Here is a 20,028-nt window from a genome sequence, read left to right as displayed (position 1 = left end):
TCAGACCACCTGTCCCAGTTTGAAAATAGGCAGGTACATGGAGACCACAATGCCACCAATCAGGCCACCCAAGAACACAATAATGATAGGCTCCATCAGGCTAGACAAGCCCGCCACCATTTCATCGACTTCTTCTTCGTAAAAATCAGCCGCCTTGCCCAACATGTGGTCAATCGAGCCTGATTCTTCGCCAATAGCGCACATTTGTATCACCATCGACGGAAATACATTGGCATTGGACATGGCTGACGTCAGGCTGGTGCCAGTAGAGACTTCTTGCTGGATTTTCTCGGTAGCCATAGCGTAGACCGAGTTGCCCGCCGCACCGCCCACCGAGTCCAATGCTTCCACCAGCGGCACACCCGCAGCAAACATGGTGGACAAGGTGCGCGTCCAGCGCGCTACCGCAGATTTTTCGATCAAGATGCCAAACACGGGCAGTTTGAGCAGAGCACGATCCATGAACATCTGCACCTTTTCGCTGCGCTGCCAAGCTTGCATAAAAAAGTAAAAGCTACCGCCGATCACGCCAAAAATCAGCCACCACCATTTGACAAAAACCTCGCTGATGCCCATCACAAACAGCGTAGGTGCAGGCAGATCCGCGCCAAAGGAGGTAAACACTTCCTTGAAGGCCGGGATCACAAAAATCATAATCACCGTGACCACGACAAAGGCCACAATCACCACCGAAATCGGGTACATCAACGCTGATTTGATCTTGCCCTTGATGGCCTCGGTTTTTTCCATGTACATCGCTAGCCGGTCAAGCAACGCTTCCAAAATACCGGCAGACTCACCGGCCTCGACCAAGTTGCAATACAGGCTGTCAAAGTAGAGTGGATATTTGCGAAAGGCCGCATTGAGCGAGGTGCCGGTTTCAACATCAGCACGGATGTCATTGAGCAACTTGCCCACGCTGGGGTTGGTGTTGCCCCGCCCCACAATATCAAAGGCTTGCAACAGCGGCACACCGGCCTTCATCATGGTGGCCATTTGGCGCGTGAATAAGGCAATGTCTTTGGGCTTGATCTTCTTGCCCGAGCTCATGCGCCGCTTTTTGATCTTGCTGGGCAAGACCCCTTGGCGGCGCAACATGGCTTGCACCTGGTTTTCGCCGGAGGCACGGGTCTCACCGCGCACGATTTTGCCGTTGCGGTCTTTACCCTCCCACTCAAAAATAAAGTCTTTGACTCCCCGTGATGCAGCAGTTGCCATGGCGCTCCCTTGCTTGTGCAATATTTATAAGTTGGTAACAGCCAGCACTTCTTCTAGCGAGGTCAGACCCACCTTGACTTTATGCAAACCCGACGCACGCAAGGAACGCACCCCCTCTGCCTTGGCCTGTGCCGCGATGTCCATCGCACTACCGTCGCGCAGGATGATGCGCTGAATTTCTTCAGAAATAGGCATCACTTGGTAGATACCGACACGCCCTTTGTAACCGTTGTTGCAAGCCGAACAACCTACCGCCTTATAGGGTGCCCAAGAACCATCGATTTCCTCGTCACTAAAGCCTGCTTCTAGCAGCGCTTCATGGGGAATGTCGGCAGGCGCTTTGCATTGTGGGCACAAACGCCGCGCCAAACGCTGGGCGGTAATCAAGATAACGCTGGAAGCAATGTTAAAAGGCGCGATGCCCATGTTGCGCATCCGGGTGAGCGTAGTGGGCGCATCGTTGGTGTGCAGGGTCGAGAGCACCAAGTGACCAGTTTGGGCCGCTTTGATAGAGATGTCTGCCGTCTCCAAATCGCGAATTTCCCCCACCATAATGATGTCCGGGTCTTGACGCAAGAAAGATTTAAGCGCGGCGGCAAAAGTCAGGCCCGCTTTTTCATTCACATTGACCTGATTGACACCGGGCAAGTTGATTTCGGACGGGTCTTCGGCGGTGGCGATGTTCACGCCCGGCTGGTTGAGCAGGTTCAAGCAGGTGTAGAGCGACACGGTTTTACCGGAGCCAGTAGGCCCAGTCACCAAAATCATGCCGTAGGGGCGGCCAATGGCCTGCATGAGCCGGGTCTTTTCTTCCGGGTCGTAGCCCAAGGCGTCAATGCCCATCTTGGCACTGCTGGGGTCCAAAATACGGATCACGATTTTTTCGCCAAACAGCGTGGGCAAGGTGCTGACCCGAAAGTCAATCACCCGGTCTGGCCCCACTTTGAGCTTCATGCGGCCATCTTGCGGGATGCGCTTTTCTGAAATATCCAGACGCGAGATCACCTTGATGCGCGAGGCCAGTTTATCTTTGATAGCAATAGGCGGCGTGGCAATCTCGCGCAACTCACCGTCAATGCGAAAGCGCACGCGGTAGTAATGCTCGTAAGGCTCAAAGTGCAAGTCTGAGGCCCGCATATTGAAGGCGTCAATCAGCATTTTGTGCAAGAACTTGACAATCGGGGCATCTTCAACTTCAGCCGCAGCGTTGTCTTGGCTTTCTGTAGCCTCTTCCACCGGCACGTCGTCAAACGTGAAATCGCCGCTGTTGCTCAAGGCATCAAGCGTCTCAGCAGCACTTTTGCTGCCCGCATCGACCAATGCACTGAGTTTGTCGTACTCGGCAATGATCCAATCCACGCCCATCTGGGTGGTGAATTTGATTTTCTCGGCCGCTTCTTGGTCGGTAGGATCGGCAGAGGCAATGATGAGCCGGTTGTTGCGCTTGGCCAGCACCACCACACGGTAGGCGCTGCAAATTTTGGCGTCTAGAAAGTCTTTGGGCAGGCGCTGGGGATCAACGGCACTAAGGTCGAGCAGGGGCGCGCCAAACACTGAAGATACCGCATGGGCCAAATCCGCCGCAGAAATGGCCCCAGAGCCGGTCAGCTCAGCAATAAAGCTGGTGCGGCTGGACTGCGATTTACGATAGATGTCCTCAGCAACCTTCTGCGTCAGCTTGCCGGCAGAAATGAGTGCCCGTCCCAAACCTGGGAGTGCAACTGTTGCTGGGTCTTTGAGGGGGGTGTCAACAGCAGCCATGAAACCGTAGGGGGGTAAGAATTGAGTGGTTCATGGTATCACCGGCCATGGGGCAGTAATCGGCCAATCAAGGGGGTGGGTGGTGGGCTTTTGGCTGGCTGCTTAGGCTCACCATCAAACGATTCATGAAACACGACAGTCCCAGCAACACAGATGTGCTGCTGGGGTGCGTATTTACCCTGTGACCAGCCGCCACGGCAGGGCCTCGCCCCCGCGCAGCGGCTTGAGTTGGGCCTCGCCAAAGGCAAAGCTCTCAGGTGATGTCCAGCTTTCTCGTTGCAGAGTGATGCTGCCTTGGTTACGCGGCAACCCGTAAAAAGCCGGGCCATGCAAGCTGGCAAAGCCTTCGAGTTTGTCCAAGGCACCTGCGTTGTCAAACGCCTCGGCATACAACTCCATCGCGGCATGGGCGGTATAACAACCGGCGCAGCCACTGGCATGCTCTTTCAGGTGCGCCGGGTGCGGAGCGCTATCGGTGCCCAAAAAGAACTGGGGCGCGCCGCTGGTGGCCGCTTGCACCAGTGCCACACGGTGGGTTTCGCGCTTGAGCACTGGCAGGCAGTAGTAATGCGGGCGAATACCACCCGTAAAAATGGCATTACGGTTGTAGAGCAGGTGGTGCGCTGTGATGGTGGCGGCGGTATGGGGGCCAGCCTCGGACACGTACTGTGCAGCCTCTTTGGTGGTGATGTGCTCCATCACAATCTTGAGTTCTGGAAAATCGCGACGCAACGGAATCAGTTGCGTGTCGATAAACACCGCTTCGCGGTCAAACAGGTCAATATCGGCGCTGGTCACTTCGCCGTGCACCAGCAGCGGCATACCAGCGCGCTGCATGGCTGCCAGCGTGGGGTAAATTTTGCGTAAATCCGTGACGCCGGCATCGCTGTTGGTAGTGGCACCGGCTGGGTAAAGTTTGCAGGCCACCACACCAGCTTCTTGGGCACGGCCAATTTCTTCGGGCGGCAGCTTGTCTGTGAGGTAGAGCGTCATCAGTGGCTCAAAAGCCACGCCAGCGGGCACAGCAGCCAAAATGCGCTCTTTGTAAGCCAACGCCTGTGCCGCCGTGGTCACTGGCGGTTTGAGGTTGGGCATGATGACGGCCCGGCCAAACTGGGCAGCAGTATGCGGTACAACGGTGTGCAAAGCAGCACCATCGCGCACATGCAGGTGCCAGTCGTCAGGGCGGGTCAGGGTGATGCGGGTGGGGGCAGAGGTAGGCGTGGTCATGGCGCTATTTTCCCATTGCCCAGCCCTCTTTTCTTTAGCGGTAAGTGTAGGTAGCGCTGTAAGGCAGGGTAAAGAAGGGCGTGGTCAGTGTCATGCTGATGTTGCCCACTGTGCCATTGAAGCTGCACGAGTTCATTGCCCAAGAGCCGGTGATGCCACTGGTGGATTGGATGATGTTCTCGCGTAGTTGCGGATCATTGCAAAACTCGTCTTGGGTGCTGGGCTTGGGCACGTTTTCAAGCACGATGGGGGGGGCAGCAAACCCTTGGGCCGTGACCTGCACTTCTAGCCGATATTGGCCTTGTAGATTGGTGTCGAGCACGATGGCACCATAGCTCTCTAATGAGAAAGCCGGGTTGGCCAAACTAACTCGCGGGTAAGTCACACCAGCCACCGTCACTTGGGGCAGGCGCAGCACATTGCCGCTAGACAAAAACTCAATCTGGCTACCCACTGCGCTGTCATTGAGTTGCAGCTGTCCGGGGTTGCTCAGTCGCAAAATCACATCTCTAAATTGGGTGTTGCCATCAATTTTTACCAGTGGCAACGTCAACCGCCCTGTAGCCAGATCAAAACTGGCTGTTTCTACGGCTCCGGCCCAACTGACGGCAGCGGCCCCCAGCAAGCCAATACAACGGCGGATGATTGTGGAACAACGCATGGCGTCTCCTTTCTAAAAAATGCGAAACAACGCCGTGGCCGCCATGCAGGCAGACCACATTGGCACAGTTCAATGTTGCAGGATTTTGTTCAAGAACTCTTTGGTGCGGGACTGGCGTGCCTCAGGGTGATTGAAGAAGTCGTCTTTGGAACAATCTTCCAAAATTTTGCCGCCCACATCCATAAAAATCACACGGCTGGCTACTTTGCGCGCAAAACCCATTTCGTGGGTCACGCACATCATGGTCATGCCTTCTTGGGCTAGGCCCACCATCACGTCGAGCACCTCGCCCACCATTTCGGGGTCGAGGGCCGAAGTCGGCTCGTCAAACAGCATCACGATGGGGTCCATGCTCAGGGCGCGGGCAATGGCCACACGCTGCTGCTGACCACCGGAGAGCTGGCCCGGAAACTTGTCTTTGTGCGCTATCAAGCCTACGCGGTCTAGCATTTTGAGGCCACGCTGCTTGGCCTCATCAGCCGTACGCCCCAGCACCTTGATTTGCGCAATGGTCAGGTTTTCCGTCACCGACAGGTGCGGGAACAACTCAAAATGCTGAAACACCATGCCCACGTGAGCACGCAACTTGGGCAAGTTGGTGTGCGGGTCGTGCAGGGGCACACGATCGACCCAAATCTCGCCCGACTGGATCGGTTCTAGCGCATTGATGGTTTTGATGAGGGTGGACTTGCCTGAGCCGGATGGCCCGCACACCACCACCACCTCACCCCGGCCAATACGGGCCGAGCAATCGGTCAGCACTTGGTAGCTGCCATACCATTTGGAGACATTTTTAAGTTCAATCATGGTAATTCCTTTCGGCAGTCGGCTTTAGCGGATGATGGCAATTTTGCGGTGCAAGCGCTTGACCGTCCACGACAGTGCATAGCAAATGGCAAAGTACGCTGCGGCAGCAGCGAGGTAGGCTTCAATCGGGCGGCCAAAATTTTTGCCTGCCACTTCAAAGCCCTTGAGCATGTCGTAAGCACCAATGGCATAGACCAGCGAGGTATCTTGAAACAAAATGATGGTTTGCGTGAGCAGCACCGGCAGCATGTTGCGAAACGCCTGCGGTAACACCACCAGCCGCATATTTTGGCCGTAGGTCATGCCCAAGGCTTGCCCAGCAAAAATCTGGCCGCGTGGAATGGCTTGGATGCCAGCGCGCATGATTTCGCTAAAGTAAGCTGCCTCAAAAGCCACAAAGGTGACGATGGCCGACAACTCTGCGCCAATCGGGCGGCCAATCAACATCGGGGCGAGCAAGAATACCCACAAAATCACCATCACCAGCGGAATGCTGCGCATCCCATTGACGTAAATGGTGGCGGGCACATCCAGCCATTTGCGCCCCGACAGGCGCATCAGTGCCAGCACGGTGCCCAGCAAAATACCACCAATGGTAGCCACCACTGTGAGCATCAGACTAAAGCCCAACCCCTTGAGCACAAAATTGCTGATGAGGTCCCAGTTGTAAAAGGACAGATCGAGATTCATATCAATGTCCTCCGCCGCTGGCAGCGTGCAAACCGGGCACGCGCACCCGTTGTTCGATAAAAGCCATGATGCGGTTGATAGCAAAAGCTGACACCACATACAACGCTGTGACACCCAGATAGACCTCAACACCACGTGCGGTTTCTTCTTGTGCCTGCATCGCAAACATCGTCAATTCAGCCACCGAAACGGCAAAGGCCACCGAAGAATTTTTGAAGATGTTCATCGTCTCGCTGGTCAGTGGCGGGATGATGATCCGAAAGGCGGCAGGCAGCAGCACATAGCGGTAACTCTGGAAGGTAGTAAAACCCATCGCCATGGCTGCATAGCGCTGGCCGCGAGGCAAAGTTTCAATACCGGAGCGCACCTGCTCGGCAATGCGTGCCGAGGTAAAAAATCCCAGTGCCAGCACCACCAGCACAAACCCCGGCACAGCCTGCAAAGCCGGAAAAAAAGTGGGCAGCACGTGGTACCACAAGAAAATCTGTACCAGTAGCGGTATGTTGCGAAACAACTCTACCCAAGCATTGCCCAATTGCACGATACGGGGGCGGTCGGGCAGGGTACGCAAGGTGCCTACCAAGGTGCCCAGCAACAAGGCCAGCAACAAGGCCAACAGCGATACTGATAGCGTCCAGCCCCAAGCGGACAACATCCAATCGAGGTAAGTAATGTCCCCGCCCTTGCCAAAACAACCCTGCACGGGCGCGCGTTCAATGGTGTCCTCGCAGAACACCTGCCAATCCCAGGCCATAGCGTGGTCCTTTCCTGTATGGACAAAAAATCCCCTTCAAACGCCACCGCTTGAAGGGGTGCAGTGGCTAGCTAGGCTTACTTCTTGGCGTAGTCTTCCAAAGGCTTATCGTTAGGATTGGCCCAAGCGGCCTTGGTAGCCTCAGACAGGGGCAGGCCGATTTTGGTGTTGGTGGGAGGCACGGGCTGCATGAACCACTTGTCGTAGAGCTTGGCCAGCGAACCATCGGCAATCTGGCGCTTGATGCTGTCGTCTACCGCCTTCTTGAAGGCAAGATCGTCCTTGCGCAACATGCAGGCAATAGGCTCGACAGAGATGACTTCACCGACGATCTTGAAGTCTGCTGGGTTCTTGGCCTTAGAAATATTGGCCGCCAAAATGGAGCCATCCATCACGAAAGCATCAGCACGGCCTGTTTCAAGCAACAAGAAGCTGTCGGCATGGTCTTTACCCATGACTTCTTTAAAGTCCACACCACCTGCGCGTTCATGCTTGCGCAAGTGCTGCACCGAAGTGGTGCCAGTAGTCACAGCCACGTTCTTGCCGTTCAGGTCTTTGATGGCCTGAATGCCCGAATTGGCCTTGACGGCAATGCGCACTTCTTCGACATAGGTGGTGATGGCAAAAGCGACATCTTTTTGGCGGGCTGCATTGTTGGTGGTGGAGCCGCACTCCAAATCTACGGTGCCATTGGTGATCAGCGGAATGCGGTTTTGCGACGTTACGGGCTGGTACTTAAGCTCTAGTTTGCCCAAACCCAGCTGTTTTTGAATGTCCGCCAGCACCCGTTCGCCCATTTCTGTATGAAAACCAACATACTTGCCATTGCCAAGGGTGTAACCCAAACCGGAGGATTCACGCACGCCCAAGGTGGCACTGCCTGAGGATTTGATCTTAGCCAAGGTGTCGCCAGTTTGTGCAACGGCGGCTGTGGCAGCCAAAGTGGTAATGGCCAGGGCCAGCAGGTGTTTTTTCATGGAGCTCTCCTTGTGGATGAAATGGAAGGTGCAAAAACGGTGACATCGCACAGAACATTACCTTAGCAAGATACTTGCCCAGATGGCCTCGTGGTGACAGATGACACTCCAATTTTTACGGAATCAGGCAATATGGGCCTCTGTCTGCACGGTAGATTGGGTTTGCAAAAATGTCCATAGGGCTTGTGCGGTACTTTTGCTAGTTTCTTTGCCTGAAGACATGTTGCGGCAAGCACGTATGTCCATCGTCAGCTCCAACACTGGCAGCCCGGCAGGCTCGGCACGTACCAAACGGCCCTGTTCTAGATCTTTCTGCACAGCGCTATAGGGCAAAAAAGCAATCCCATGCCCTTGCAGGGCCATGGCTTTTAGGCTCTCGGCCATGTCGGTTTCATAAACCCGGTCTAAGTGCATCGGCAAGGCCGATCGTTTCAGAATCATGTCCGTGACCTCACCCAAATAGGCCCCCGGTGCATAACCCAGATAGGGCAAGGGCTGACCAGCCCGGCCTGGCAACACATGCAGTGGTTTGCCCCGTACATCAGGCTTGGTGTAAGGGGCCAACACCTCTTGGCCCAGCATCACCATGTCGTAGCGCTGGGCATCGAGTGGCAAGGGCTGCGCCGCGTGGTGGTAGGTGATAAGCAGGTCGCAACTGCCTTCTACCAGCCGCATCACCGCATCATGGACATTGAGCGCAATCAGCCTACTCTTGAATGGCCCAAACTGGGTGCGCAGGCCCGATACCCAAGCGGGAAAGAAAGTGAAGGCCAGCGTGTGCGGCACAGCAAACTCGATCATGTCTTGGCTAGAGCTGCCGTGTGCGCGCAAGGTAGTGCGCGTGTTGTGCAGCGCTTGCAACATCTCCAGCGCTTGGTCGTACAAGGTTTTGCCTGCGGCGGTCAGGCGTGTGGGGTAGGAGCTGCGATCGACCAGATCGGTGCCCGCCCAAGCCTCTAGCGCCTGAATGCGCCGGGAGAATGCCGGTTGCGTAACGTGGCGCAACTGCGCCGACCGGCTAAAGCTACGGGTTTCTGCCAGACTGACAAAGTCTTCAAGCCACTTGGTTTCCATGGGTTGATTATGGGGCGCTGCCTAGGCCCTGCGGAGCAGGCGCAGGCCAAACGCATAATAGGCCCCGCGCTTTCAGGGCGCATTTTGTTTTTCTCGAACTTGTCTTTGCCCATGCCCTCTCCTTCCCCCACCGAGCAGCCCGACACCGGGGGTGCGACACCCTCTGCTGGCACCGAGCCTCGCGCCTTGTACATTGAAGATGGACTGACCGTGCTCATCATGGCGGCCTTGGCGCTCATTACTTTGGCTAATGTGCTGGCCCGTTACTTCACCAACAACTCGATTGCTTGGACAGAAGAGATTTCCGTATTTTTGATGATTGCACTGGCGCTAGTGGCAGGTTCGGCTGCGGTGGCCCGTGACCGGCATATCCGTATCGAGTACTTTGCCGAGAGCGGCTCTGGTGCACGGCGGCGTTTTTTGGCCCGTTTTGGTGCGCTGATGGTGGCTTTGCTGTTTGGCACCATTGCGGTGTTGAGTGTGCGTGTGGTCTGGGATGACTACCGCTTTGAAGAGACCTCGCCCGGTATTGGCGTGCCGCAGTGGTGGTACTCGGTCTGGTTGCCTATTTTTTCCGCGTTGATCACGGTGCGAGCCATTGGCTTGTTCATTCGGCGCGGCAAGCAGCCGGATGTAGAGTTTTTGCCGGAGCATCAACCATGATCGCCACCCTGTTGTTTGCAGCGTTTCTGCTGATGATGTTGGTAGGCGTGCCCATTGGTGCCGCCTTGGGGCTGGCCGGTGCTGCTGCCATTGCCGTAGCCAATCTAGACAGCCAGTGGTTTGGCCTGCTGGCCGTGCCACAAAACTTTTATGCCGGGCTGGGTAAATACCCCCTGCTGGCGATTCCGATGTTTGTGCTGGTGGGTTCCATTTTTGACCGATCAGGCGTGGCCCTGCGGCTGGTCAATTTTGCCGTAGCGATTGTGGGGCGCGGCCCCGGCATGTTGCCGCTGGTAGCCATTGCGGTGGCGATGTTTTTGGGCGGTATTTCTGGCTCCGGCCCGGCCAATGCCGCAGCGGTGGGTGGCGTGATGATTGCCGCCATGTCGCGGGCGGGCTATCCGGCCTCGTTCTCGGCCAGTGTGGTGGGGGCGGCAGCAGCCACCGATATTTTGATTCCGCCCTCGGTGGCTTTTATTATTTATTCGGTGCTGGTACCGGGGGCCTCAGTGCCCGCGCTGTTTGCGGCGGGCATGATACCCGGCATTTTGGCCGGTTTAGCCTTGATCGTGCCCGCTGTGTGGATGGCACGCAAACACAAAATGGGGGCGCTAGAAGCCGAGTTGCCCCGCCCCCTGTTTTGGCAAAGCCTGCGCGAAGCCGCTTGGGGCTTGGCTGCGCCAGTACTCATTTTGGGCGGTATGCGCGCCGGTTGGTTTACGCCCACCGAGGCTGCAGTGGTAGCGGTGTTTTATGGCTTGTTTGTTGGCATGGTGATCCACCGCACCATTGCGGTGCGTGACTTGTTCCCCATTCTGCGCGAGTCTGGCGAGCTGTCAGCCGTGATTTTGCTGGTGGTATCGCTGGCCGGTATTTTTGCCTATTCGCTCTCGACGCTGGGGGTGATTGACCCAGTAGCCAAGGCGATTGTGAACTCAGGGCTGGGCGAATATGGCGTACTGGCCCTGCTGATCTTGCTGCTGGTCACGGTGGGCATGTTTTTGGATGGCATCTCCATCTTTTTGATTTTTGTTCCCCTGCTGTTGCCCATCATGCAGCACTACCACTGGGACCCGGTGTGGTTTGGCGTCATCCTGACCCTCAAAGTAGCGCTGGGCCAATTTACGCCGCCACTGGCCGTCAATCTGATGGTGTCGTGCCGCATTGCTGGCGTGCGCATGGAGTCCACCGTGCGCTGGGTGGGGTGGATGTTGTTCTCCATGTTCCTGGTCATGGTGCTGGTGATCGCGTTTCCGGCGCTGGCCCTGTGGCTTCCAGCGCGCTTGGGCTATTAAGGCTGGATACGACGTTGACTCTATCTTTTAGATAAACTGGCCCTGTTTGCCCACACGCAGTTGGCAGTTGGGTACGATCTACGACTTTTTGCACACCACCATGACTACCATTACTATCGACAACCGAAATTACGATTTGGCCTCCCTACCCAACGAAGCCAAAGCCCAATTGGCCAGCATCCAGTTTGTCGATCAGGAGTTGGCTCGCTTGCAAGCCCATGTTGCAGCGTTGCAAACAGCCCGCAATGCCTATGTACAGGCCCTCAAGGCAGCACTGCCGGTGGTGGGTGGTGGCGACACCATCCAGCTGGCATCGCTGGGTTAAGTGCAAAGTGCACCATCACTTGCTCTTATCCAGATGAAGGACGATCTGATGGCCACGCCCATCATGGGCAGTGCCATAGAGGGGCTGGTGGGGCCGTACAGCACTTGGCTGGCTCCCAATGCCTGCCTGCTACAAAGCCACCTGCCGCTGCCCGAAGGCAGTGGCCCGGTGATTCAGGTGGTGGGGGTGGCCGACAGCCACGATTGGCCGGGCTATGTGCTGATGCTCGATTGAGCGTTGCTCTGGTGCTTATTGCGCCCGGATCATGGTGCCGTGGGCTTGGCCGCTGAGCACTTCGAGCAGCATGGTGTGCGGCGCACGGCCATCAATGATGTGTACGGCATTGACCCCGGCCTTGGCAGCATCCAGTGCCCCAGCAATTTTGGGCAGCATACCACCACTGATGGTGCCGTCGGCCACCAAGGCGTCAATGCGCTGGGGCGTCAGTTCGGTCAGCAGTTGGCCTTGTTTGTCTAGCACGCCGGGGATGTTGCTGAGCATCAGCAGCTTTTCGGCTTGCAGGGCCACGGCCAGCCCAGCGGCCACCACGTCGGCATTGATGTTGTAGCTCTCGTTGTCGGGGCCAAAGCCCACTGGGCTGACCACCGGGATCAGCCCCGCGCCTTGCAGCGTTTGAATAATGCTGATGTCGATAGCGGTGATGTCGCCCACCTGACCGACATCGTGGGTCAGGCTAGGATCATTTTGATCCACTAGCCGCAATTTTTGCGCGCGGATCAGGCCACCGTCGCGCCCGGTCAGGCCCACCGCCCGGCCACCGGCCTGCTGGATACGCCCAACGATGTCGGCCTGCACTTCACCGGCCAGCACCCATTGCACGATTTGCATGGTTTCGGCATCGGTGACGCGCATCCCTTGGATAAATTGGCCTTGCTTGCCCACGCGCTTGAGCGCGGCTTCAATTTGCGGGCCACCACCATGCACCACCACGGGCTGGATGCCCGCCAATTGCAGCAGTACGATGTCTTCAGCAAAGGCTTGTTGCAAAGCCGGGTCAGTCATGGCGTTGCCGCCGTATTTGACCACCATCGTTTTGCCGCGAAACTGGCGCAGGGCTGGCAGCATTTGTGCCAGCAATTGGGCATGGTCACGCGGGGCGATGGCGGCGAGGGTGTCGGTCATGGCATCAATCCAAAAAGAAGAACAGAGTGCAAATTGTGCCGCAGCAGATGGGCAGTTTAATGACGCAACCAGTTGGGTACTTTAAAGCGCACAATGGCCAGATACGCCGTCACATGGCTAACAATAAACAGCAGGCAAAACCCGATCAGTACCCAAGTGCGGTTCCAAAACAGCACCGCAGGCACTACGGTAAGCATGGTAAAGCCCCACAGGTAGGGCGAGGTGCGGTTGTTGCGCATCAGCATGCGGCGTGATTCATCATCATGGAACACGCTGCGCACAATGCGCCGGTAAATCAACTGGTGAAAATGCAGCGCATCGGCCACCCCGGCGATATGCCACGGGCCAGCTTGCGATAGATCGAAAACACCGTCTCCCACACCGGATAGATGAGCAACAGCATCGGAAACCACGGCGACACATCAGTGTTGCGCTGCACCAGCGCCAAACTGGCCAACGCAATCACCACGCCCCAAATATAAGCGCCACCATCACCGGCAAACAACATACCGCGTGGGTAATTCCAGACCAAAAAGCCCCCAGTGGCCGCCGCCGTGACCACCAACATCGTAGCCAGCGCCCGATCACCCACTTGCAGCGCTACATGGGCCAGCGCCAAGCAAACAATGAGCGCCACCATGCCTGCTAGGCCGTTGTAGCCATCAATGATATTGAAGGCATGGGGCAAACCGGCCACCGCCAGCAGCGCAATGGCCCAGCCCAGCCACGGAGCCATGTGCAGCAGTGCATCGAGCCAAGGCAGGCCCAAGCGCGCCACCGTGCTATCGAGCAAGACCACCGCCAGCAAGCCCGACAGCGCTGTAAAGGCCAGCCGAAAGCGCACTGGCAGGCGTTGGGTCATGTCTTCGGCAATACCGCCCACAGCGGCAGGCAGCAGGGTAATGAGCCACAGCGCCGTCCAGTGGCCCAAGGCCAAGTTGCCGGGGTCGCGCCAAGCCATTTGTGCCAGCCCAAGCAACCAGCCCAGCCCGGTACCGGCCAATAAGGCCACCCCACCCAGCCGGGGCACATGGCCCAAGTGAAAGCGTTGCGGCATTTCGTGCCCGTACCGTGCGGCATGGCCCCGCAGCCAACGCACCACCAAACCGGCCACAATAGCCGAAACCAAAAACGCCACCAAAGACAACCACATCATAGGGGGGCGATGGTACCTGTATTGCTGGAGTGATGGTGGTAACGGTGGCTTACCGACTGCCGGGGGGCAACAACGGCCCAGAGCGCCCCCGGCAAGCATCGAACCATCCCCGCAGCCACATTTTGCAATACTGCCCACGCCCCGGCACCAAGGTAGAAAACACCAAAAAGCGCTTCAACTGGCGCAGCACCATGTGGATCTTGGTTGGCAAATCTATCGGGCAAGCCCCCAGCATCAAAACAAAATTGCGCGCTTGGTAGTAATGCCGCCACGGCGCGTGTTGGGCGATTTCTTGGCCCAGCACCTGCACCACCTTATCGCCCAGCGAGTGCTCTAGCAAAGCACCACAAGCGCCAAAAATACGATAACCGTGGCCTCGTGCGCGCAGGCACCATTCGATATCCACCCAGTCGATAAAAAAATCTTCGCGCATCCAGCCCACGGCCTGTAACACGGACGCAGGAATCAAGCAGCCCGATGCAATCACATGATCGACCTGCCAGACCTGCTGCGCATCGGTACAGCCCAGCCAATGCAAACGCCCGCTCCGAACCGTGGTGAAGGGGCTGCGGGCGACACCTCTTCTGGAATCGGTATGGCAGGCCCCGACAGCGGCGGCCAAAGGTTGGGCGTGCAACACCTCTAGCAAGCGCACTACCATGTCGGGGGCGGGCAGGCTGTCATCGTCCATCAACAAAACGTGCGAGGCACCGCGTGCCAAGGCCCACTCTATGCCACGGTTTTGCGCTGCGCCAATGCCTTGGTTCTCATCAAGCCAAAGGGGGTGTACGCGCTCACGCGGCCAGCGTGATTGCAATTGCCGCAGCGCCTCGCCTGAGGCGTTGTCTACCCAGACCACGGTATGCACCTGCGTTAATAGGCGCTCAAATTGCAATACAAGGCGCTCTGCATCGCTGCAATGCGACACCACCACGGCATAGACTTGGTTTGCGGCGCTCATGGACGGGCTGCCGGGGGTACAGCGCCTGCCACTTCGGCCTGCATCAGCGCCTCGTAGGCGTCGGCGATACCTTCCCATGTGTAGTGGGTAGCCACAATCTGCCGCGCTTGCTCGGCCATGCTTTGCCGGGCCACAGGCGTCAAGGCAGCAACGCTAGCCAAACACTCGGCTAGTTCTTGCGGCGACTGAAAATACAGCGCAGCACTGCGCGCGACTTCGCGGTTAAAGGGGTTGTCGTGGGCAATGACCACATTGCCACAGGCCAACGCTTCGAGCAGTGAGGGATTGGTGCCCCCCACAGAATGGCCGTGCACATGGCAGCCAGCGTGCAGTCGCAAACAGCCCAGCAGTGCGCTGTCATAAACGCCACCAATCAATTTGACCCGCTCGCTGGCGTGGGCCAGCAGGGTGCGCTGGTAAGCCGTGACGGGCTTGATGTCACCGACGATGACCAACGGCCAAGCACAAGTACCACGGGCATGGCCTTGGATGATCTCTAACACATGGTTTTCTGGTTCGGGCCGGGCGACCACCAAAACATAGCGCCCCGGTTGCAAACCCCATTGCGCCAGCGCATCGGTATTTTGGGCACCGGCATCCACCAGCGGCGCACCGTAGGCAATAAAGCTGCACGGCACTCCATGCGGATAGATTTGGCGATACCGGTCTGCAATGGCTTGGGCATCGGCCAACACCCGCGTAGGTGCCCAAGACGATACCCACTCCATCACCCGCAGATAGGCACGGGCCAGCGGGCTCCATTTGCTGCGTGCCCACTCTAGGCCATCCACATTGAGCCAGACCTTCTGCCCCCAGACCTTGCGTGCCCACCAGCAGGCCCAAGCGGCGCCATAGCCCAGCATATAGAGCAGATCATGGCCGTGGCGGGCATCGGCCAAGCAGCGGCAGTCGTAGGCGATGACGGAGGCCGCCCCCCAGCGCGGACGCTGGATGTGCCGGATACGCACGCCTTGGTGCCAAGTGTCAGGCAACCCAGCGCTATCGGCCTCGGCATAGACCGTGACTTGGTGGCCCCGGGCCACTAGGCGCGTGGCCAATTGCTCGGCAAAGGTCTCAAAGCCGCCGTAACTGGCGGGTATGCCCCGCGTGCCCAAAATGGCAATGCGCAGCACCGGCCTGCTGTTGTGTCTCAAAAAAATGCCCCATGCGAATGCCAAACGGCCAAAGCAGCGATTATCCCCGCAGTAGTAGTGCGACAGTGCTGGGCCTCAGACCGGGACAAAAGCTAACCCCTGCGTGCTCAGACCCACCAGGCCGATATTGCTGGCATTGGTATCACTGGCAGCTACCCACGCGACAAAATCTGCCGGTGTGTACTGCCCAGAGTCCAATGCAGCCGTGAGGGACTGCAAGGTGGCAGCCGCAGGGGCTTGGTGGTAGAGCGTGCTGTACAGGTGCGAAACAATTTGCGCATGGCTGGCGTTGGGGCCAAGCACCGCCTGCAAGGCCAGTTGGTTCAAAGTGGTGCTGGGCAGCCCGGAATCAACAGCGTCTAGCACCACGCCCACCCAATCAGCACGGTTGAGCCCCGCAACCCCCACGACGGCCCCCAGCAAGCGAGCAGCAGTGCCAGCGGCACCAGTCAAATCCAAAGCCACTGCTTTGTCAGAGAACTGCAAGCGCTCGATGTTGTTCAGGGTGTCGGTGCCATCGCGGCCTGCCACGCTGTCTTGCAATTGCCAGCCACTGCCTTGGCGCGTGAGGGTATAGCTGGAGCGCAAGCCATCAAGCACCACGGTGTCGATGCCTTGTAGACCATCAAAGGATTGGTTGGCAGCAGTGCTGATGAGGCGGTCATTTTGCAGCGTACCGCGCTCAATGACCGGCTCGGTGCTACCCAAATTGAGCGTGGGGCCGTGGCTGGAATTCATGCCCCAACTGCCACCCAAGCCATCGCGGCCATAAATCCAGTCTAGGGTGAGTAAATCGTAGGCTTGAAACTGTGATTTGGGGCTGCCCCGATCCGTGTAAGACATCACCGTGTTATTGGTATGGTCTTCGGAGGCCGGTAGAGCGTAGGTGGTATCAAAGGGATGGCCCAAGCCCAGCATGTGGCCGATTTCATGCAGCAGGACTTCATAGCCCACCGAGCCTGCTGTAGGTTGCTGGTTGCTGCTGGCGTATTCCACATTGTCCAGATACACCAAGCTTTCGGCATCTAGATCGGTCAGGACATCATTGCGGTCGGTGTAATAGCTGTAGAACGAGGAGGTCAGACCAGCAGTGGTGCGGCCTTGCAAGTTGGTGGCTGCAAAATGCACATCGGCCAAGGCACTGCTGCCCACTTCGCTAAAGACAATGCCAGTAACCGCACTGGCATATTGCAAAATCTGGCGCGCAGCCTGCTGCTGCGCAACATTGAACGCCGTGACCGACTGCGTGGTCTCTACATCCATGATGCTGCCAGTGCTGGCATCAAAGGTGTAGTACAGCACCTTGCGGCCATCGGGCCAAAAGTTCCAAACGGCAGGAAAACCCAGCAGAGCATCGACGCGGTGGTCGCCAGAATAAACAATGGTTTCTAAATCGGTGGCAGTAGTTACCATCGTGGTCATCCGGTGACGTCAAAAAAAGCCCCGTGGGCTGTAAAACCACAGGGCACAGGGGCTGGTGATACAGCGCAGGGGCTGGCCCTGCACTCAAGGGCTTATTTTGTCAGATCGCGGAAAGTCACGGGGCTTTCCATCTGACCCAAGCCAGTGCCTGCGGCGATAGGCTGGGTACTGGTCACACTACCCGCAGAAATGCCGGGCATAACAGCATTAACCGGGGCCACACTGACGCTGCCATTGGCCTGCACTGTCAGCTCAAACACCGTCCAGACATCCTTGCTGCCCACATAGTTGGTGGCCGGGGGCGTAAAGTTGTAGGTTTGGCCGTTGCCAAACTCCAGCCGCACACTGGCCCCAGAGGTACCGATGTTTTGCGTCCCAGAATAATGGTGCAGGGAATAGCGGTACACACCGGGTTGCAAGGTGGCTGTGGTGTTGGTGGGCGGGCAGGTGATGGTCTCTGGCCCCAACGAGCTGGTATCGTCCACATCCAGAGCGCACATACCACCTGCCGTTTTAGCGCTGTAGTAAACATGCCAGCGGCTGCCATCGGCGGCAGGGCCGGTCATGTGCGAGTCCAGATCACGGGGATTTTCGCCCCAAGTGAGAATGATGCGGAACTGACCACTGCCCAATCCCCCTTGGGTACCACCCGCAGGCGATAAGGCCACAGCCACCTGATTGGGGCTGGCACATTGCAGCACGGCGGTTTGGCTGGCAGAGGTGTAGTTAGATGCTGCTGCAGACAGGCTGGTCATGCCCTCAGGCAGTTGCGAGAAGGTGGCAACGCCCAAAGCATTGGTGGTCAGGGTACGGCTACCAATGGTGACAGAAGCATTGGCTAGCGGCGCAGCAGCACCGCGCACAGCATCATACACCGTGACTTGGGCCTCGGCACAGCCCACACCATCCGTAGTCTGGATGCCCACCGGTACCAGATGCAGGGTAGTGGGATCAAAGCGGAAAGTGACGTTGTAGTTGGTAGTGACCACGCTGGTGGTGCCGGGCTGGAACGGATTGGGCACGGGCACCTGCACGCGCACGTTTTCCATCAGCACGTCTTGCTGGTTCATGCCCGTGCCACGAGCACTGGAGAAATCGACCGTAGTGCCTTGGGCAACTACCCCCAAACTCAATGCGGCGCCGCAAGCGGCTGCCAGTGCCGTGCGAACCCAATATTGCGTATATGGCTTCATATTTCTCTCTCAATAAACCAGATGAGAGAACATGATAGTCCTACCCCACCCAAAAAGGGGGCTTTTTGTACTGGGGGGTAGCAGGGCCTAGGGGTAGGTAGCGGCACTGGTCAAGGCTTGGCCTTGGCTGTCTTTGGCAGACAGCAGCGGGGCCATGCCAATATCGGGCCAAGTGATAGCCAGATCGGGGTCATTCCAAGCAATGCAGCGTTCGTGTGCGGGGGCGTAGTAGTCGGTGGTTTTATACAAAAACTCGGCGCTCTCGCTCAACACCAGAAAGCCGTGGGCAAAACCCGGTGGCACCCAAAGCTGGTGGTGGTTGTCGGCGCTGAGTTCTGCCCCGACCCATTGGCCGAAGGTGGGCGAGCTTTTGCGAATATCCACCGCCACATCAAACACGGCCCCTTGCACCACACGCACCAACTTGCCTTGGGCTTGCTCAATTTGGTAGTGCAGGCCACGCAGCACGCCTTTGGCACTGCGGCTGTGGTTGTCTTGCACAAACGCATGGTTGGTGCCGGTGGCCTCGTTAAAGGCACGTTGGTTGAAGCTCTCGTAAAAAAAGCCGCGTGCATCACCAAACACTTTGGGTTCGATGAGCACGACTTCAGGAATACGCAGACGGGTAGCTTGCATGGGATGAAACCTTAATAGACTTTTTCTTGCAGCAGGCGCATCAAGTACTGGCCGTAGCCATTTTTGCGCAGCGGCTGGGCCAGTTGTTCTAGCTGGGCCGCATCAATCCAGCCGTAGCGCCAAGCGATTTCTTCGGGGCAAGCGATTTTCAGACCTTGGCGGCGCTCTAGCGTGGCAATGAACTGACCGGCATCGAGCAGGCTGTCGTGGGTGCCGGTATCGAGCCAAGCGTAGCCCCGGCCCATGATTTCGACGTTGAGCTGGCTTTGCTCTAGGTACAGGCGGTTGAGGTCAGTGATTTCTAGCTCGCCGCGTGGCGAGGGTTGCAGGTGTTTAGCCAGCTCCACCACTTGGTTGTCGTAAAAGTACAGGCCGGTGACGGCGTAATTGGATTTAGGTGCAGTGGGCTTTTCTTCCAGTGACAGCACTTTGCCAGTGGCATCAAACTCGGCCACGCCATAGCGCTCTGGGTCTTGCACATGGTAGGCAAAGACGCTGGCCCCTTCGGTACGGGCATGGGCGCGATTGAGCAGCAGGTGAAAGTCGTGGCCGTAGAAGATGTTGTCGCCCAGCACCAAGGCGCTGGGGCTGTTGCCGACAAACTCTTCACCAATGATGAAGGCTTGGGCCAACCCGTCCGGGCTGGGTTGCACGGCGTATTGCAGATTCACGCCCCATTGGCTGCCATCGCCCAGCAGTTGCTCAAAACGCGGCGTGTCTTGCGGTGTGCTGATGAGCAGAATGTCGCGGATACCCGCCAGCATCAGGGTGCTCAGGGGGTAGTAAACCATGGGTTTGTCGTACACCGGCAGCAGTTGTTTGCTGATGGACAGGGTGGCGGGGTGCAGCCGGGTGCCGGAGCCTCCGGCCAAGATGATGCCTTTGCGTGTGGTCATGGTGTCAGGGGG

20 protein-coding genes and 1 pseudogene are annotated in these 20,028 nt (G+C 57.5%); 4 read left to right on the top strand and 17 right to left on the bottom strand.

Annotated elements, in window-relative coordinates; all coding sequences use genetic code 11:
- The 9 genes from BMX55_RS07630 to BMX55_RS07590 form a co-directional block, all read right to left on the bottom strand.
- A complete protein-coding gene (locus BMX55_RS07630) occupies positions 1–1,218 on the bottom strand; it encodes a type II secretion system F family protein (protein WP_091455337.1) in 1,218 nt (405 codons plus the stop codon).
- A 24-nt stretch (positions 1,219–1,242) separates the two neighbouring features.
- The gene (gene pilB / locus BMX55_RS07625; RefSeq protein ID WP_091455334.1) at positions 1,243–2,979 is read right to left on the bottom strand and encodes a type IV-A pilus assembly ATPase PilB; all 1,737 of its coding nucleotides are present in this window, start codon (positions 2,977–2,979) and stop codon (positions 1,243–1,245) included.
- Between the two features lie 174 nt (positions 2,980–3,153).
- Entirely contained in the window at positions 3,154–4,209 is a 1,056-nt protein-coding gene (gene pyrC / locus BMX55_RS07620; protein ID WP_091455332.1) for a dihydroorotase, read from the bottom strand.
- 34 nt (positions 4,210–4,243) lie between these two features.
- Positions 4,244–4,870: a hypothetical protein gene (locus BMX55_RS07615; protein WP_091455329.1), complete on the bottom strand. Its 627-nt coding sequence runs from the start codon at positions 4,868–4,870 to the stop codon at positions 4,244–4,246.
- Positions 4,871–4,939: 69 nt separating this feature from the next.
- Positions 4,940–5,677 carry an amino acid ABC transporter ATP-binding protein gene (locus tag BMX55_RS07610; protein ID WP_091455326.1) on the bottom strand — a complete coding sequence of 246 codons (738 nt, stop codon included), beginning with the start codon at positions 5,675–5,677 and terminating at the stop codon, positions 4,940–4,942.
- A gap of 24 nt (positions 5,678–5,701) precedes the next feature.
- The gene (locus tag BMX55_RS07605) at positions 5,702–6,367 is read right to left on the bottom strand and encodes an amino acid ABC transporter permease (RefSeq protein ID WP_091455323.1); all 666 of its coding nucleotides are present in this window, start codon (positions 6,365–6,367) and stop codon (positions 5,702–5,704) included.
- A 1-nt stretch (position 6,368) separates the two neighbouring features.
- Complete coding sequence (locus BMX55_RS07600; RefSeq protein WP_091455321.1) at positions 6,369–7,121, bottom strand: amino acid ABC transporter permease; 753 nt, start codon at positions 7,119–7,121, stop codon at positions 6,369–6,371.
- A 77-nt stretch (positions 7,122–7,198) separates the two neighbouring features.
- On the bottom strand, positions 7,199–8,098 hold the full coding sequence (locus tag BMX55_RS07595; protein WP_091455318.1) for an amino acid ABC transporter substrate-binding protein: 900 nt from the start codon (positions 8,096–8,098) through the stop codon (positions 7,199–7,201).
- Between the two features lie 123 nt (positions 8,099–8,221).
- On the bottom strand, positions 8,222–9,172 hold the full coding sequence (locus tag BMX55_RS07590; protein WP_091455315.1) for a LysR substrate-binding domain-containing protein: 951 nt from the start codon (positions 9,170–9,172) through the stop codon (positions 8,222–8,224).
- Between the two features lie 111 nt (positions 9,173–9,283).
- Between BMX55_RS07590 and BMX55_RS07585 the strand changes: the two genes are divergently transcribed.
- The 4 genes from BMX55_RS07585 to BMX55_RS07570 all read left to right on the top strand — a co-directional run bounded on the left by BMX55_RS07585 (position 9,284) and on the right by BMX55_RS07570 (position 11,689).
- A complete protein-coding gene (locus BMX55_RS07585) occupies positions 9,284–9,835 on the top strand; it encodes a TRAP transporter small permease (RefSeq protein ID WP_091455312.1) in 552 nt (183 codons plus the stop codon).
- Positions 9,832–11,130, top strand: coding sequence for a TRAP transporter large permease (locus BMX55_RS07580; RefSeq protein WP_091455310.1), 1,299 nt, complete (start codon positions 9,832–9,834; stop codon positions 11,128–11,130). The genes BMX55_RS07585 and BMX55_RS07580 overlap by 4 nt, the downstream gene beginning before the upstream one ends.
- 100 nt (positions 11,131–11,230) lie before the next feature.
- Positions 11,231–11,455 (top strand): DUF6447 family protein, encoded by a 225-nt coding sequence (locus BMX55_RS07575; RefSeq protein WP_091455726.1) that lies wholly within the window; start codon positions 11,231–11,233, stop codon positions 11,453–11,455.
- A 48-nt stretch (positions 11,456–11,503) separates the two neighbouring features.
- Positions 11,504–11,689 carry a hypothetical protein gene (locus BMX55_RS07570; protein ID WP_143059592.1) on the top strand — a complete coding sequence of 62 codons (186 nt, stop codon included), beginning with the start codon at positions 11,504–11,506 and terminating at the stop codon, positions 11,687–11,689.
- A gap of 15 nt (positions 11,690–11,704) precedes the next feature.
- On the opposite strand, the gene argB is transcribed toward BMX55_RS07570, so the two are convergent.
- The 8 genes and pseudogenes from argB to rfbA form a co-directional block, all read right to left on the bottom strand.
- On the bottom strand, positions 11,705–12,598 hold the full coding sequence (gene argB, locus BMX55_RS07565; protein ID WP_091455306.1) for an acetylglutamate kinase: 894 nt from the start codon (positions 12,596–12,598) through the stop codon (positions 11,705–11,707).
- A 56-nt stretch (positions 12,599–12,654) separates the two neighbouring features.
- Positions 12,655–13,754, bottom strand: a pseudogene (locus BMX55_RS07560) (MraY family glycosyltransferase).
- Positions 13,755–13,803: 49 nt separating this feature from the next.
- Positions 13,804–14,715 (bottom strand): glycosyltransferase family 2 protein, encoded by a 912-nt coding sequence (locus tag BMX55_RS07555; RefSeq protein ID WP_091455303.1) that lies wholly within the window; start codon positions 14,713–14,715, stop codon positions 13,804–13,806.
- The gene (locus BMX55_RS07550) at positions 14,712–15,869 is read right to left on the bottom strand and encodes a DUF1972 domain-containing protein (RefSeq protein ID WP_245751322.1); all 1,158 of its coding nucleotides are present in this window, start codon (positions 15,867–15,869) and stop codon (positions 14,712–14,714) included. The genes BMX55_RS07555 and BMX55_RS07550 overlap by 4 nt, the downstream gene beginning before the upstream one ends.
- A gap of 75 nt (positions 15,870–15,944) precedes the next feature.
- Positions 15,945–17,282: a zinc metalloprotease gene (locus tag BMX55_RS07545; protein WP_091455722.1), complete on the bottom strand. Its 1,338-nt coding sequence runs from the start codon at positions 17,280–17,282 to the stop codon at positions 15,945–15,947.
- A 101-nt stretch (positions 17,283–17,383) separates the two neighbouring features.
- Positions 17,384–18,484, bottom strand: coding sequence for a hypothetical protein (locus BMX55_RS07540; protein ID WP_091455298.1), 1,101 nt, complete (start codon positions 18,482–18,484; stop codon positions 17,384–17,386).
- Positions 18,485–18,571: 87 nt separating this feature from the next.
- Positions 18,572–19,120 (bottom strand): dTDP-4-dehydrorhamnose 3,5-epimerase, encoded by a 549-nt coding sequence (gene rfbC, locus BMX55_RS07535; protein WP_091455296.1) that lies wholly within the window; start codon positions 19,118–19,120, stop codon positions 18,572–18,574.
- A gap of 11 nt (positions 19,121–19,131) precedes the next feature.
- Positions 19,132–20,016 (bottom strand): glucose-1-phosphate thymidylyltransferase RfbA, encoded by an 885-nt coding sequence (gene rfbA / locus BMX55_RS07530; RefSeq protein WP_091455294.1) that lies wholly within the window; start codon positions 20,014–20,016, stop codon positions 19,132–19,134.
- Positions 20,017–20,028 lie beyond the last annotated feature (12 nt).

It is taken from the genome of Giesbergeria anulus (assembly GCF_900111115.1).
Classification (GTDB): Bacteria; Pseudomonadota; Gammaproteobacteria; order Burkholderiales; family Burkholderiaceae_C; genus Simplicispira; species Simplicispira anulus.
This window is presented reverse-complemented; position numbering and strand designations above follow the sequence as displayed.